This window comes from Paenibacillus oryzae, assembly GCF_001675045.1.
Lineage (GTDB): Bacteria > Bacillota > Bacilli > Paenibacillales > Paenibacillaceae > Pristimantibacillus > Pristimantibacillus oryzae.
The window spans coordinates 162673-177756 of sequence record NZ_LYPA01000071.1; the positions used below are offsets into that span (position 1 = coordinate 162673).

Consider the following 15084-nt stretch of genomic DNA (forward strand, 5'->3'; position numbering starts at 1 on the left):
TCCACTCCTACCTCTTAATCAAGACATCCTAGTTTGTGCCGAACATCCGGTCTCCGGCATCGCCCAGACCAGGAATAATATAGCCCTTTTCATTGAGACGCTCGTCCAGCGCGGCAATGTAAATATCCACGTCGGGATGCGCTTCCTGAACCGCGCGCACGCCTTCTGGCGCCGCAATAAGGCACATCAGCTTGATTTGCTCGCAGGAGCGCTGCTTAAGCGAGGAAATGGCTGCAATGGCAGAACCGCCCGTCGCCAGCATGGGATCGATTACGATCAGCAGACGCTCATGGGCATCGGTAGGCAGATTAATATAGTATTCGCGCGGCAGCAGCGTCTCATGATCCCGCGCCAGGCCGATATGGCCTACTTTGGCGGAAGGAATCAGCTTCAGGATGCCTTCTACCATGCCCAAGCCTGCGCGCAGGATCGGCACGAGGCCCACCATTCTGCCGGAGATGACTTTGGCTTCGGTTTCCGCTACGGGGGTACGCACGCTTATCGTGTCCAGCGGAAGATCTCTCGTAATTTCATACGCCATTAAGGTCGCGACTTCATCCACCAATTCACGAAAATCCTTCGTGTTGGTTTCCTGGTTCCGGATAAACGTCAGTTTATGCTGAATCAGGGGATGCTCGCAAATAACTACTTTGCTTTTGCTCATGGAGCGCAATTCCTCCCAGGTTTCCTTTGTGGGGCGGCCATGTCTGTAGCATGGTCACAATCCCATTCATTATAGCATTGTACTATAGCCGTTGCATCCTGCCAGCCTAAAAAAATGTAAGGCGCAAACCGCTCCCTCTCCGAGCGCAAAAAAACCGCTTGCCCGCACCGGAAACTTATTTCCCGGAGCGAGAGCGGTTTTGAATGAATGCAGTACCGTGTGGAACCATAGCCGACATCACCCAGGCCGCAGCGGAGGAGACCAGCACTACCGCCGCGAAGTGGACCAGCGTTTGTCCGATCAGCAGCTTCTCCGCCCCTGCCACACGGGCAACGAGCCGAACTGCTACGATTCCGGCGGGATGCAGCAGATACAGCCACAGGCTGAACGAGCCAAGCAAAGCCCGATAACGGACGGAAACCCGCAACGAGAGATGAAACATGCACCACACTGCCGGCAAAAGCATCGCATACATACTGTCATGCCTTGGCCATCCTACCTCCCGAAGCCAATACGCTTCGACAAGCAAAAGAGCGAGAGCAGCGGCAAACAATCCCATAGCAAGCCAACGGCTCCGGGTCCATGGGGCAGAATGCCGGACCCGTCGTGGAACATTACCAGCTTCATAACGCTTCTCCTGACGATGCGTCGCTTGCTCCCGCCTTGCCGCCAGCAGACCAAGCACCAGAAACGGCGGGGCAAAAAAGAAACCGTTGCGGGTATAGTCCATCCATTGAAACATCGATTCGTACAGCCCGTTCAGGACCGGAATTCCGGCCGACCATCCATAATAACTGTCGCCCAATAGACCAATGGCATACAGCAGCGCCGCTGCGGCTCCAGCCGCCCAAAGGGGCAACAGCCGGTAAAGGGCGTATACAATCGCCATGCCGAAAATCAGCGCGGGAAGATACCACAAATGATAAAAGGTTCCGTCCATTAGCAAATCTCGGATCACTACGGCCGCCGAAAGCTCTCCCTTGAAATCCCCCTTATATGCGTTGAAGGGAAGATAGATAAGAATGGCTGCAACATAGATTAGCGCCACTTTTCGCAAGTAGCCCAGAAGCAGAGAAAAATCGGCAGCGGTATTCCCGCTGACTTTTCGAAAAAAGAAAAAGCCGGACGCCATAAAGAAAAAAGGCACCGCAAGGCGGGCCAACGCGCCGGTCAGCCAGAAGTCGGCGTCTTCTCCCCAGGACAACAGTGGTCCGGTGTGCACCGCAACAACCAGCAGCGCCGCAATAACTCTCATGTATTGAACGCCGCCGTATTGTCTTTTGGAAGAACGGGTTAGCCGGGTTTGATCTATCATGTAGCAGCCCTTCTGGTCATTGTAATGATATAACCGTCCATATTGTTGCCGGATACAGCAAAGGCGTCACAGTCCGGCAGTTGAATGGATGCACCCTGCCCACCCGCCTCCACGTACAAAATATCACAGATCTCACCGTTCCCGCTCCAGGTCAGGCAGCCATTCTGCGGTGTAAATGTCTTGATAAAGGCAAGGTATTCCTCCAGACATAAATCCATCTCCTGAATCAATTGGCTATGGGGAGTACCGACATAGCGAAAATGCCAAGGCTCGCAGGCAATGGAGGTAATGGACTCCTTGCCTTCCTTATACCGCTGGATAAAGCCATAATCCGCCGCCTTTTGCTTGAAAGCGAGGCATGCTCCCTCGTCCGGAAAAGCGGGAGCGATGAAATCAAGAGGAGTGCCCGCAAGACCAACATCAACGGCAAGACCCGTCTGGTGTTCGCTGCAGCCCGGATATGCTACGTATTGGGATGTATAAAGCGGACCATTTTCCGCAAGCGACGTTTCGTAAATCTCCTCCTGCTCCTGCCGTGTCCGGTAACCGCTGACCGCCATAATGTCCGTTTCTCCACCGGCAGCCTTAATCAATGAGGCAAGCATCTTCAAACATTCCGATTCCAAAAGGATGCGATCCTCCAGAAGGGCAAAGCACCCCGCCTTTAACGCAGGCTCAAGCTCATCATCCGATGGTTGAGCCACTACAGGGTGATTACGGTTGACCAAGAGCAGCTTCCCTCTGTGAATATCATCTCTGCTCAGTTCAAGCCTAACCCGTCGGGCATGCTGCTCCTTGTTTATTCGTTCGGTCCCGACGCTCCAATTTTTCTTCAGTCCCTTCATCAGCCCAACCTTGACAGCCCTCACAAGCTTCACCTTCCCCTTTATGAAATATAAACCCTCTCAACTCGCGGGGACAGGGATGAGGATACCTCCTGCGGCACGCTGCTCAGATGCATGGCAAGCTCGGCTGCCGCAATGCAATTGCCGCCCTGATTCCCGATTAGCACTACAGGCGTTCCCGCAGGACATGCCCGCGGCAGCTTGACCATTAGCTGGTCCATACATATCTTGCCGACTATCGGAGCTCTCTGTCCTTCAACAAGCACCTCCGCATGCCGCAGCCCTTGATGCCAGCCATCGGCATAACCAATCGGCACCGTTCCAATCCACTCTTCCCCGCTTGCCGTGTAGGAGTTGTCGTAGCCAAGGCTTTCTCCAGCTACAAGCTTCCTGACCGCAATCAGGCTGCTTTTCAAAGCCATCGCCGGCTTCAAAGCAATCTCAAGGCTGGGCTTGGCCGGACTAAACCCATACATGGCTGCGCCAATCCGAACCATATCCATAGAGAGGCCCGGAAACCGCAAGGCAGCGGCGCTTCCGGCGCAATGGCAATGGCGAGGCTGAATGCCAGACGCCGCACACCAGCCCAGCATCTCCTGAAAACGGACGTATTGCCGTTCCAGGAAGGACGTATCCGCTTTGCCCGCCGTCGCAAAGTGGGTATAGAACCCATCCACCTCGATATCGTCGGCCTTCAGCCAGGGCACAAGCGCCTCCCATTCCTCCAGACTGCGCAAGCCAAGTCTGCCAAGGCCCGTATCCGCCTTGATATGAACCTTAAGCTTGCCGGGCAGCTTACCTCCAAGCTCCTTGCGCATGGCGTCAAACCAATCCGCTCCCGCAACCGTGATCATCAGCTCGTGACGCAGCGCCTGAAGCACATCGGCGGGGTGAATAGGCGTCAGTATTAAAATCGGCAATTCAATACCTTCAGCCCTCAAATCCAGCGCTTCCTCCAAATAAGCAACCGCCAGCCGTTCCGCGCCTCCGTCAACGGCCATCCGGGCGGACTCCGCCGCGCCATGGCCGTAGCCGTTTGCTTTGACCACCGCCATTAGCCTCACTCCATCCGGAAGCGCGTCCCTGATGGCCTTTACATTATCCCGGATAGCGCCCAAGCTGATTTCCGCAACTGTTCCTCTTCCCATGACCTCACCCTACCTCGCAAATTGAAGCCGTCGTTTTTCTTCATGTCTGGCAATGCCGTAGTCCAGCAGACGATCCAGCAATTCGCCATATGGAATACCCGAGGTGCGCTCCCACATGACGGGATACATGCTGGTCCCCGTAAATCCCGGCAATGCATTAATTTCGTTCAAAAAGATACCGCCTTGTCCATCGACAAAAAAATCAACCCGCGCCAGACCAGCGCAATCAAGCGCTATATAAGCTCTAAGCGCAAGCGTCCGAATCTCCTCCAGCAAATGAGATGGCAGCTCCGCCGGAACCGACATTCTCAAGCTTTGATCCATATATTTGGCTTGAAAATCGAAGAAATCAACACCATGCAAAAATTCCCCCGGCAGCGAAGCCACGGGCGCCCCGTTGCCCATCACGGCGACCTGTATTTCCCGCCCAACAATTTCTGTCTCCACGACCAGCTTGCGATCATAGCGAAACGCCTGGACAATACCTGCTTCCAGCTCGCTTCGCGACGGACAGCGGCTGATTCCAATGCTGGAGCCAAGAGATGCCGGCTTTACATAACAAGGATAGCCGACCTCTCCCTCTATCCAGTCCATCACGTCTTCCCTTCCATCAAGCCACTGCTCCGGGCTGAGGGTGACATGTCTGGTTTGCGCAATGCCCTCCTGCTCCAGCACCTTTTTGCACATTGCTTTATCCAAAGTCAGAGCGGCGGACAAAACCCCGTTGCCGACATATGGAATATCCAGCAGCTCCAGCAGTCCTTGCACCGTGCCATCTTCGCCGTAGGAGCCATGCAGCAGCGGCAGGACCGCTTTTTTTCCCGGAAGACTGAAATAACGGCTCAATACCTCTCCAATACTGCCTGCAGGGTCGCCGCCTGCCGCCGTCAGAACCAGCTCCTCCTTGCTGGCAAACGGTTCCTTCATGGCCCCGTTGCAGCTCCATAGCCCGTCTGTTGTTATATAGACCGGATAAACGTCATACCGGCTCCTATCCATTGACCCAAGCACCGTAAATGCCGTGCGCAGCGAAACCTCATGCTCTGCCGAACGCCCTCCGTACAACACAAACACCTTCATTTTCACAACAAAAAACCTCCCCGCGTGTCTCGATATCCTTGTCTATAAGATACCGCTCCAACGTTAAGAGGCTTATAAGCAAACCATAAAAAAAGCTTAACGAATTCTTTCAGTTATTATAAATCCATGGACCAAAGTTTACTTTTCAATACCACAACTTCTATAAATGTATTCATTTTTGGGCTCTGCAAGCCGTTAATAGTAAGAGTAACAGGTTCCAAAGAAAGGAAGGATACAGTGGGAAAAGAAAGCAGTTGGAAAATGTTGCGCGCAGGCTTCAAGGGTGCATTCGCCATCCTCTTGGCCGCAAGCCTGGTTTTAAACGGATGGACAGGCAGTGCAGGCGCAGCTGAAGAAACCGTCACTGGCGTTGAAATTAATTATGACGAGTCCGATTATGACAACAGCAGTTCCGCGCTGAAAATGTACGTGGAGGACGACAAGGTTATTGTTAATCTGTTTGCCTCCATCTCCGGCTCTTCCTCCAAAAAGGATGTCACTGCGGAAGCGTCCTGGAAAACCTCCAGCAGTTCTGTCGTTAAAGTCGATAAGGGCATTTTGACCGGCGTAGGTTCAGGCACTGCAACGATCAGCGCAACCTACAAAGGCTATACAGCCTCCATCAAGGCAACCTCCCAGTACGTATACGACGAAATCGTATTGATGGACGGTGACAAGGAAGCACCCGCAGTCATCAGCGAGATCCAATTAGGAGAGTCTCTCGACTACACCCTCGTTGGCCGCAAAAACAATGTCTCGACTTCTATTGCCTCCGAAGCGGTGTGGACAACAACAAGCTCGTCTGTCGCCACAGTGGATGAAGGTAAAATTACGCTAGTTGGAACGGGCACAACAACCATTACCGCAAAATATAAAGGCAAATCCGACAGCGTCAAGCTAACCGTCACATCGCCTTACAAATCCATCGACCTTGTTGCTCCCCTTGAAAACGGAGTGCTGGAGCTTGAGGTAGGGACAGATGATACGGCGCTCACGGCAACGGCTTCGCCAAAATTGGGCGGAACAATAGATGTCACACAACAAGCAACATGGACAAGCGCCAACACTAAAGTATTGACCGTCGTCAAAGGGGTCGTAACTCCAGTTGCGCCGGGTAAAACCAAACTGACCGTCTCTCACCTGGGCGTCACCAGCTCGATTGATGTTGTCGTGCGAACGCCATATCAATTCATGAAGCTGACGCCGGAAAAAGAGCTTCATATTCAGATGCAGCAATCACCGGTTCAGGTACAGGCCGAGGTTTTGAACAACAGTAATATTTCATATCCTGTTACAACAATGGCGGAATGGACATCCTCCGATATTCTGATCGCTACAGTCGTAGACGGCAAAGTGACGCCAAGATCGCCGGGTACGGCAAAGGTGACCGCTTCCTATAAGGGCGTTAGCCGCAGCATTGATGTTGTGGTATATCCCAGCATCACCAAAATAACGGCGGAAAAAACGACGCTGGATGGCTTCAAAGGGATAGAGGGCGATTTGCCAAAGCTGACCGCAACTACCTTTAACGGCTCCATGGTTGATGTGAGCAAGCTGGCTGTATGGACCGTTTCGGATACCAACATCGCCACAGTAGAAGGAAACAAATGGACAGCAAAGGCAATTGGCGAGGTAACCCTAACAGCCAATGTACAGGGTTATCAGACAGAGGTTAAGCTTATCGTACATGTGAAACCGCTCAAATTGCTGGCGGAAAGCAAGGACGTAAGTATCGTTATCGGCAAAACCGTCAGCTTGCCCAAGGTTACGGTCATAAATGAAGACGGGGAAGAAGAAGATGTTACCTCTACTGTCGTTTGGACAACCAAATCCGACAATCTCGTCATTAAAGATACAACAATGAGAGGATTGGAAGCCTCGAGCATTGCGCTTACAGGAACTTATCTGAATAAAACGGTTTCGGTGCGCATCAAAATCGAAGAAGAAATCGTTAAGCTGGTAGCCGAACCAAGCCAGGTTGAACTGAATCCCGGCCGCTCCAAAACGATTAAAGTAACGGGATATTACAAAGACGGGAAAACCATATCGGTTGGCTCCAAGGTGAACTGGAGTATTGCCCAGACTTCTGTTGCCACACTCACTGGCTCCTCCGGCGTTAAAGCCGTCGCACCCGGCTCAACGATCTTGAAGGGTACTTATCAGGAGCAAACCGTACAAATCACGGTTGTGGTTAAACCAAAGCTGAAGTCGCTACAGCTATCAATCAAATCGCTGCAGCTCAGTCCTGGCGCATCCCAAAACATATCGCTTCAGGCCGTTTATACAACCGGCAATCCGGTTGTTGTAACAGACACTGCAACATGGACAAGCTCGAAACCTGGGGTTGCTACGATTAAAGACGGAAAAATAACGGCAGTCGCAAAAGGCAGCACATCCATTAAAGCCACCTTTGACGGAAAAAGCGTAACTATACGCGTAACTGTAAAATAGACAGCAGGATATCAGTCTCAATTAAAAGACTTCAAGCAGCGATCATAACCTGCTTGAAGTCTTTTTAATTCCTTGATAAAGGTGCAAAAAAGAGGCATCCTTGTCATCGACAAAAATGCCTCCTTATATTCAAATTCGATTATGCATAATGACAAGCGGCAAAATGGCCTTTGCTTACTTCAAGCAGCTTTGGCGCATCCTTTTTGCACTTGTCGGTCGCAACCGGACAGCGGGTATGGAACTGACAGCCCGTTGGCGGGTTGATTGGACTAGGCAGATCGCCCTTCAATACGATACGCTCTCTTGTCGCTTCAACTTCCGGATCAGGAATCGGAATTGCGGACAATAGCGCGCGCGTATACGGATGGCGCGGATTATCGTAAAGCTCGCTGCTTTCCGCAAGCTCCACGATTTTGCCTAGGTACATAACAGCAACACGGTCGCTGATGTGTTTAACCATAGACAAATCATGCGCAATAAACAGGTACGTCAACCCCATCTTGCGCTGCAAATCCTGCATCAGGTTAACTACCTGCGCCTGAATGGAAACGTCAAGGGCAGAGATGGGCTCATCCGCGATAATAAATTTGGGATCTACCGCAAGCGCACGAGCAATCCCTATTCTCTGGCGTTGTCCCCCTGAAAACTCATGCGGATAACGTGTGGCATGGTCCGGATTCAGATTAACCAGATCCAGAAGTTCTTCTACTCTCTTTTTCCGCTCGGCACGGCTCGACACCAGATTATGAATGTCCAGCGCTTCCCCGATAATGTCTGTAACCGTCATCCGGGGATTAAGGGAAGCATACGGGTCTTGGAAAATCATTTGCATATTACGGCGCAACGATTTCAGCTCTGCGCCCTTCAGCTTGTAAATATCTTTACCTTCAAAGGTGACGCCACCGCTGGTCGGCTCATACAGACGCATAATGGTTCGTCCCGCTGTCGATTTGCCGCAGCCGGATTCTCCTACAACGCCAACCGTTTCACCACGGGCAATACTAAAGCTGACTTCATTGACAGCCTTCAGAATGTTACCGCCGCCCAAATTAAAAAATTTGCGCAGGTCTTTTACCTCTACAAATGAAGAACTCATACCGGCACCTCCCCTTTGGCATACGGATGCAAGAGCCAGCAAGCTGCTCGCTGCGACTCGCTACCCTCAATATCCACCAAATCGGGACTATTGGCTACGCAAACCTCCATCGCCTCGTCGCAACGCGCACAAAAGCTGCAGCCGGCAGGCGGCTTGATCAGATCCGGCGGCGTGCCGAAAATCGGAATCAGCGGTTCGTCTTTCTTTTGATCCAAACGAGGCAGAGAACGAAGAAGGCCTTTAGTATAAGGATGCTGCGGGTTTTTGAAAATTTCCCACTTCGTACCTTGCTCCACTATTTTCCCCGCATACATAACAATTACTCGATCGCAAACGTCGGCTACCACGCCCAGATCATGCGTAATCAGAATAATGGACGTATCGAGCTTGTTCTGCAGGTCTTTCATGACGCGCATAATTTGTGCCTGTATCGTTACGTCAAGTGCCGTTGTAGGCTCGTCCGCAATTAGCAGTGATGGATTGCATGCAAGAGCAATCGCGATCATAACGCGTTGGCGCATGCCTCCCGAAAATTGGTGCGCATATTGCTTCAGACGAGATGCAGGGTTTGGAATGCCGACCAGGTTAAGCATTTCGATAGCACGTTCCCGCGCCTTGCCTTTGCTGACTCCTTGATGCTTGATCAAGCCCTCCATAATTTGGTCGCCTACTGTCAAGGTGGGATTGAGAGATGTCATGGGGTCCTGGAAGATCATACCAATCTTGTTCCCACGGACCTTTTGCATTTCCTTCTCCGAAAGATTCAATAATTCCATCCCGTCAAACTTGATCGACGAACCTGGCTTAATCCAGCTTGGCGGTGAAGGATTCAACCTCATAATGGATTGAGCCGTTACGCTTTTTCCGGAGCCAGACTCACCTACGATGGCTACAGCCTCGCCTTTTCTAACCTCAAAACTAATATCGCGAATAGCTTGAACCTCGCCGCTGTACACTTGGAAGGACACGCTTAAATTTTTAACTTCCAGTAATGGTTTCATGATATGGACCTCCTCTCTTGAAGAAGCTGATTATTTTTTCAGTTTTGGGTCGAATGCATCACGCAAACCATCCCCGAACACATTAAAGGCAAAAATTGTCAAGCTCAGGAAAAAAGCCGGGAACAACAAGCGCCAAGGATAAATCGTCATCGCTTTTACGCCATCGTCAATCATCGTCCCCCATGAAGCGGCCGGGGACTGAACTCCCAGACCCAGGAAGCTCAGGAAAGCCTCAGTAAAAATAGCGTTTGGAACGGTCAGCGTAAGGGTAACAAGAATAGGCCCCATCGCATTAGGAATAAGATGGCGGAAAATGATTCTCATCGCACCGGCGCCAAGCGATTTGGAAGCAAGCGCGTATTCCTGATTTTTGAGCTGCATAATTTGAGCACGAACAATCCACGCCATATTGATCCAACCTGTAATGGACATAGCGACAATAATCGTTGTTAAGCTCGGCTCCATAACCACAAGCAGCAGGATAACAACCAGCAGGTAAGGAATGGAGTAGATAATTTCAGCAAAACGGTTCATCACTTCATCCACTTTGCCGCCGTAATAGCCCATAATACCGCCGTAAATGATGCCTATGATCAAGTCGATCAGAGCAGCCACAATACCTACAAACATGGAGATTTGCGCGCCCTTGAAGGTTCTTACCAGCATGTCGCGTCCCAAATCGTCCGTACCGAACCAGTTTGTTCCATTTGGCACCTTGTTGGTACTGGACAGATCATTAGTAAAGTGGTCAAAGGGTGAAAGCCACGGTATAAGAATGGCAGCTGCAATGATACCCACAATTATCCAAAAACCGGTCATCGCCAGTTTGTTCTCCATCATCCGCATACGGATGTCCTGCCAGGAGGTCAAGCTTTTGCGGGTAACGGCTTCAGCCGAATACTCATCCCGCTTCAGTTTTCTAAATAGCTCCGGCTTCAGAAACGACGGCGTGCTTTGTTTTTGCTCGGACATGACTATTTGGCCCCCTTTCCGGTTCTCATACGCGGATCAACTAATACATAAGCAATGTCCGCGAGGAAACGAGTAGTCATCAGCAGAACCGCATAAAAAATGGTTGTGCCCATAATGAGCGGATAATCCCTATTTATAACACTCTCAACAAAGAACTTCCCGATGCCTGGAATCGCGAAGATTTTTTCAATGACGACAGAGCCCGTAATAACACCCGCTGTGAGGTAACCCAGATAGGTTACAACAGGCAGCATGGAATTGCGAAGCGCGTGTCGCACCACGATTACATAACCGGAAAGGCCTTTGGATTTGGCAGTTTTAATAAAGTCTGAATTCAATACTTCAATCATTGTGGAACGAAGCAATCTTGCGATAACAGCGATTGGCCCAGACGCAAGCGCAATAGTAGGCAATACATAATCCATCGGATTTTCCAAACCTGCAACCTCAAACCATCGTAACTTGACAGCAAAGAAATACTGCAATAGTGGCCCCATTACCATACTTGGCACGGCTAGCCCGATAACAGCCAGTATCATGGCCACATTATCCAGAAGCTTGCGGTGATGCATAGCTGCAATAATACCTAAAGTGCAGCCAACTACAACAGACGTAATAATAGCAGAGATACCCAGTCTGAGAGACGGGCCAAAGGAATTGGCAATCATTTTATCAACGGATTGGAATTTCTTTTTCATGGAAATTCCAAGATCGCCCTTAACCAGGTTTTTCAAATAAGTTCCGTATTGGACAATCAGCGGCTTGTCCAAGCCATAATAGGCCTCCAGGTTTTTCTGGACCTGTTCACTGGTTGCTTTCTCCGACTGCAAGGGGCTGCCGGGGATAGCGTTCATTAACAGAAATGTGGCCGATACCAATACAAACAGCGATAGAAGCATAAATATAAACTTGCTTGCAATATAGCGGAACATTTCGTCACCCACTCTCTTCCAAATCTTTATGTGCATTTCAAAAGGGTATATATAGTTAGCTATATATACCCTTTGAAATTTGCTGTTGTTAGAGCCAGACCGATGAAATACAAGAAACGTGATGCTACTCTCGGGATGATCTCTTACTTCGTCCACGCCGGAAGCCGATGCCGCCAAAGACGACATCGGCCCTTTGCGCCGCCTTCGCTCTATGGTTGCATTTAGATCAGAGTGGGTTAGTTAGTTTTTTTACCGAATACCCAGTCCAGGTGACCGGAGTAGTCGGAGAATACGCCTTCGAAGCCTGGTTTAATCAAAGTAGGCGTCGTGTAGTAGTAAACAGGCATTACACCCATTTCGTCAATAGCGATTTTTTCTGCTTTAGCCAGCATGTCCATGCTCTCTGCTTGAGTAGCAGCAACCAACGAGCCGTCAAGCAGCTTCTGTACTTCAGCATTGTTGTATTTGCCATCGTTATTGCCGGACAGCGGGTGAATCAGATCATACGTAAAGTTGATCGGATGGTTGATGTCTGCGCCCCAACCGGAACGCGCAATATCAAATTGGCCCGCTTTTCTTGATTCCAAGAACGTACCCCACTCTTGGTTCGCAAGCTTAACTTCAACGCCAAGCGATTTACGCCACATATCAGTGAGCGCTTCAGCCAGCTTCTTGTGAGCTTCACTTGTGTTGTACAGCAATGTTACTTCCGGGAATGAACTCAAGCCCAGCTCAGAGAGACCTTCTTCCAGCAATTTTTTTGCATCTTCAACATTTTCGCTAATGTAGTCGGTGTCCGGATACATTTCACGGAATGTTTTACCTTCAAGGCCTGCGATGCTTGGTGGTACAAGAGCGTGCGCAGGAGTTTGGTTTGCTTGCAGAACGTTGTCAATCAAAGCTTGTCTGTCAATTGCCATGGCCAAAGCTTTGCGAACCTTGGCATTATTGAAAGGAACCTTGTTATTGTTAAACAGGTAGTAGTAAACAGAAGCAACTGATGTAACTTCCGCTTTGCCATCAGCAATCAGACCGCCAACCAAATCAGTTGGAATGGAGCCCGCTTGAGCACCGATCCAGTCGATTTTATCCGTTTCAAACAGATTGTAAACAGTGCTGTCAGACTCAACCAAAGAAATGTTAACTGTGGTGAAGTTGATGGCATCTTTGTTGTAGTAATCAGGGTTTTTCTTCATAACCAGCTTGTCGTTATGCACCCATTGATCCAGAAGGAAAGGACCGTTGGAAACGATAGACTTGGCTTCTGTGGCCCAGTCATCCGCAGCATCCACTGTTGCAGGGTGAACAGGCAGGTAGGTGTAATGTGCAAGCAAGCTTGTGAAGTAAGGGGCTGGCGTGAACAGCTTAACTTCCAGTGTGTAATCTCCAGTTGCTTTTACGCCAACTTGGTCGGCATCTGTAATTTCACCTGTGTTGTACTTTTCGCCATTTTCGAGATAGTAAAGCATATATGCGTATTCGGAGGCTGTCTCAGGGTTCAACGTACGCTTCCAGGAATATTCAAAATCAGAAGCCTTTACAGAATCGCCGTTGCTCCATTTAGCATCGTCGCGCAATGTAATGGTAAACGTTTTGCCATCTTCGGAAACTTTGATTTCCTTCGCAATTGCATTCTCGGGCTCGCCATCCTTGTTCAGACGGGTCAAACCTTCATACAAGCCAGCAGCTACGATACCGGATTGAGCATCCGTCATAAGAGCTGGATCCAAGCTAGGCGGCTCGCTCGCCAGTGTGAAACGGAATTCTTGAGGAGCTTCTTTTTCTCCGCCCGTCTCAGTGTTGCCGCTTCCGCTGTTTTCTGTGCCGCTGTTAGTCGGCGTAGGCTTGTTACTGTTGCTTGTGCACGCTGTGAGCAGCATGCTGAACGCAACAATAAGAACCAGCATAAATTGTGCCGGTTTTTTGAAACTTCCCTTCACACTAATCAACTCCCATTTTCTATAATAATTTTTTTGTTAAAACCAAATGCTGGGTAAAGCCTCGAAACTTGGATCATGTCATGATTATTAACATGAAAAACTCGTTTATTCGATGTTTATCAATATACATCTTTAATTAAACAATTGTCAACTCGAAAGTTCACTTTTTTTGTCTAAGCAGCCCTAATTTTTACTATTTCCTGACGTTTTTCTTTTATGAGTCGCGTTTCAGAGTTATTTCTTTAACACATTAAAGCGGATTTGCATTAATACGCGATTGCATTAATGCAAATCCGCGATAATGCGGCTCTGTATTACTGCCCATTTGCACTGATGCGATTAAGTATTTGGGTAAGATTACCGGATTTTTTCTGTGATATCCGTCATGGATAGCGGCATTTAAGGGAATTATAATGTATAGCAACGCATACGGACCTTTATAGAATTGGCGAGAACGTTAGTCTCCGTCAAGCAATGTCCATTTTACAGAAAAGTAATATTCATACATTTATAAAAATTGAAATCATAGTTATTATATCAAAATGGAAGAAAAATTATTATCCCCTTCCTGAAATCATATCATTAATTTCTTCATCTATAGTTGAAGAAATATGAATCAGAATGTACCAATAACCTGCAAAAAAAACGACCCCCGTTGGCGGGAGCCGGAGCAATTAATTTTTAATTTCCTCGAATGTTGCATCGTATAGGCGAAACATGGTTTTATAGCCCGATTCATCAATCTTGATCCCTACATCAAGCCTTCCCTCCAGCTTTAACGGCTTTGACGTATACCTCAATTTGGTTCCATCTTTAACAAACACAATCATAATCTTATTCCAATAGGTTTCATCTCCGTTGTCGAACGGACATTCGGCGCCGGGTTCAGGAATCAGCAGAAACCAGTTTTTGTCGAAGGACAACACCTCGCCCATAAATCCTTTAATGTTGACAGTTTGACGCTCCTCGGATAGATCCCAAAATGCCGCTGAAGGCGTCGTTTGATCCTCATTGTCAAAAAACTGATCCCATCCAATTAACGGCAACGTATTTGAGGATGCGCTGCGGCCCGATGGTTGACCGCCCGAATCCGTAACAGCTTTAGCGCTCGCAATAGCTTTAGCATTCGCAGCAGGCTCGACTTGCCGGGAAACCGGTTTTGGGGTTGCCAGCCCAGCCGGAGCAGCTTCCTCTTTAGCTGCTTCATTGCCTTGCTCCTGCTTTACTGTTTCAAGACTTTCTGTTTCCTGCTGCTCCGTGACAGCAGGCTTCATGGCGGGCGCAGGCTCTATAGTGCCTGCGGATGCGTCATTGGCCATATTTAAACTTTTGAATTCCATTTCCCGGGATACTGATTCCGTCGCTTGCTGCAAGTCCCCTGAAGGAGAAGGGTTTATTCCGGCTGTACGCCCCTGCTCTGCGGCTGCCGCCTGCCCATTTTCTCTTTTATCGGGTGTCAGCCCGCTATCTAACGTCTCGGATGGTTCCGTCGCGTATCCCTGAGCATCCTGAAAAAAGCCTGTTTCGGCATTAAGCTCTGACTTTTCCGCACCGCAACCTCCAGCTAGACATAAGGAAGCCAAAAGCAATGCCGGCAGCAGAACGTAGCGATGCCTGTTAAACGCTGACCTTTTCATAAT

The 15084-nt window shown here is 49.4% G+C and carries 12 protein-coding genes; 1 reads left to right on the plus strand and 11 read right to left on the minus strand.

Features of this window, described 5'->3' with window-relative positions; genetic code table 11:
- Positions 1-28: 28 nt before the first annotated feature.
- The 5 genes from upp to A7K91_RS20215 form a co-directional block, all read right to left on the minus strand.
- Positions 29-664 (minus strand): uracil phosphoribosyltransferase, encoded by a 636-nt coding sequence (gene upp, locus A7K91_RS20195; RefSeq protein ID WP_068686102.1) that lies wholly within the window; start codon positions 662-664, stop codon positions 29-31.
- A gap of 175 nt (positions 665-839) precedes the next feature.
- Complete coding sequence (locus A7K91_RS20200; RefSeq protein WP_068686104.1) at positions 840-1979, minus strand: acyltransferase family protein; 1140 nt, start codon at positions 1977-1979, stop codon at positions 840-842.
- The gene (locus A7K91_RS20205) at positions 1976-2848 is read right to left on the minus strand and encodes a D-alanyl-D-alanine carboxypeptidase family protein (protein WP_156739709.1); all 873 of its coding nucleotides are present in this window, start codon (positions 2846-2848) and stop codon (positions 1976-1978) included. The genes A7K91_RS20200 and A7K91_RS20205 overlap by 4 nt, the downstream gene beginning before the upstream one ends.
- 17 nt (positions 2849-2865) lie before the next feature.
- Positions 2866-3972: an alanine racemase gene (alr, locus tag A7K91_RS20210; RefSeq protein ID WP_068686106.1), complete on the minus strand. Its 1107-nt coding sequence runs from the start codon at positions 3970-3972 to the stop codon at positions 2866-2868.
- Positions 3973-3981: 9 nt separating this feature from the next.
- A complete protein-coding gene (locus A7K91_RS20215) occupies positions 3982-5052 on the minus strand; it encodes a D-alanine--D-alanine ligase family protein (RefSeq protein ID WP_082967627.1) in 1071 nt (356 codons plus the stop codon).
- Between the two features lie 237 nt (positions 5053-5289).
- Here A7K91_RS20215 and A7K91_RS20220 point away from each other — a divergent pair, with 237 nt between their 5' ends.
- On the plus strand, positions 5290-7503 hold the full coding sequence (locus tag A7K91_RS20220) for a hypothetical protein (protein WP_068686110.1): 2214 nt from the start codon (positions 5290-5292) through the stop codon (positions 7501-7503).
- Between the two features lie 139 nt (positions 7504-7642).
- Here the strand turns inward: A7K91_RS20220 and A7K91_RS20225 are convergent, their stop codons facing one another.
- The 6 genes from A7K91_RS20225 to A7K91_RS20250 form a co-directional block, all read right to left on the minus strand.
- On the minus strand, positions 7643-8599 hold the full coding sequence (locus tag A7K91_RS20225) for an ABC transporter ATP-binding protein (protein ID WP_068686111.1): 957 nt from the start codon (positions 8597-8599) through the stop codon (positions 7643-7645).
- Positions 8596-9600, minus strand: coding sequence for an ABC transporter ATP-binding protein (locus A7K91_RS20230; RefSeq protein ID WP_068686113.1), 1005 nt, complete (start codon positions 9598-9600; stop codon positions 8596-8598). The genes A7K91_RS20225 and A7K91_RS20230 overlap by 4 nt, the downstream gene beginning before the upstream one ends.
- Positions 9601-9630: 30 nt before the next feature.
- Positions 9631-10572 carry an ABC transporter permease gene (locus tag A7K91_RS20235; RefSeq protein WP_068686116.1) on the minus strand — a complete coding sequence of 314 codons (942 nt, stop codon included), beginning with the start codon at positions 10570-10572 and terminating at the stop codon, positions 9631-9633.
- A gap of 2 nt (positions 10573-10574) precedes the next feature.
- Entirely contained in the window at positions 10575-11504 is a 930-nt protein-coding gene (locus A7K91_RS20240; RefSeq protein ID WP_068686243.1) for an ABC transporter permease, read from the minus strand.
- A gap of 236 nt (positions 11505-11740) precedes the next feature.
- Positions 11741-13444, minus strand: a complete 1704-nt coding sequence (locus A7K91_RS20245) for a peptide ABC transporter substrate-binding protein (protein WP_082967613.1) — start codon at positions 13442-13444, stop codon at positions 11741-11743.
- Positions 13445-14118: 674 nt separating this feature from the next.
- Entirely contained in the window at positions 14119-15081 is a 963-nt protein-coding gene (locus A7K91_RS20250) for a hypothetical protein (RefSeq protein WP_068686117.1), read from the minus strand.
- Positions 15082-15084 lie beyond the last annotated feature (3 nt).

Bases quoted from the DNA above. Each gene is read 5' to 3' on its own strand.
- upp (WP_068686102.1), bottom strand. From the start codon at position 664: ATGAGCAAAAGCAAAGTAGTTATTTGCGAGCATCCCCTGATTCAGCAT.
- A7K91_RS20200 (WP_068686104.1), bottom strand. From the start codon at position 1,979: ATGATAGATCAAACCCGGCTAACCCGTTCTTCCAAAAGACAATACGGC.
- alr (WP_068686106.1), bottom strand. From the start codon at position 3,972: ATGGGAAGAGGAACAGTTGCGGAAATCAGCTTGGGCGCTATCCGGGAT.
- A7K91_RS20215 (WP_082967627.1), bottom strand. From the start codon at position 5,052: ATGAAGGTGTTTGTGTTGTACGGAGGGCGTTCGGCAGAGCATGAGGTT.
- A7K91_RS20225 (WP_068686111.1), bottom strand. From the start codon at position 8,599: ATGAGTTCTTCATTTGTAGAGGTAAAAGACCTGCGCAAATTTTTTAAT.
- A7K91_RS20230 (WP_068686113.1), bottom strand. From the start codon at position 9,600: ATGAAACCATTACTGGAAGTTAAAAATTTAAGCGTGTCCTTCCAAGTG.
- A7K91_RS20235 (WP_068686116.1), bottom strand. From the start codon at position 10,572: ATGTCCGAGCAAAAACAAAGCACGCCGTCGTTTCTGAAGCCGGAGCTA.
- A7K91_RS20240 (WP_068686243.1), bottom strand. From the start codon at position 11,504: ATGTTCCGCTATATTGCAAGCAAGTTTATATTTATGCTTCTATCGCTG.
- A7K91_RS20250 (WP_068686117.1), bottom strand. From the start codon at position 15,081: ATGAAAAGGTCAGCGTTTAACAGGCATCGCTACGTTCTGCTGCCGGCA.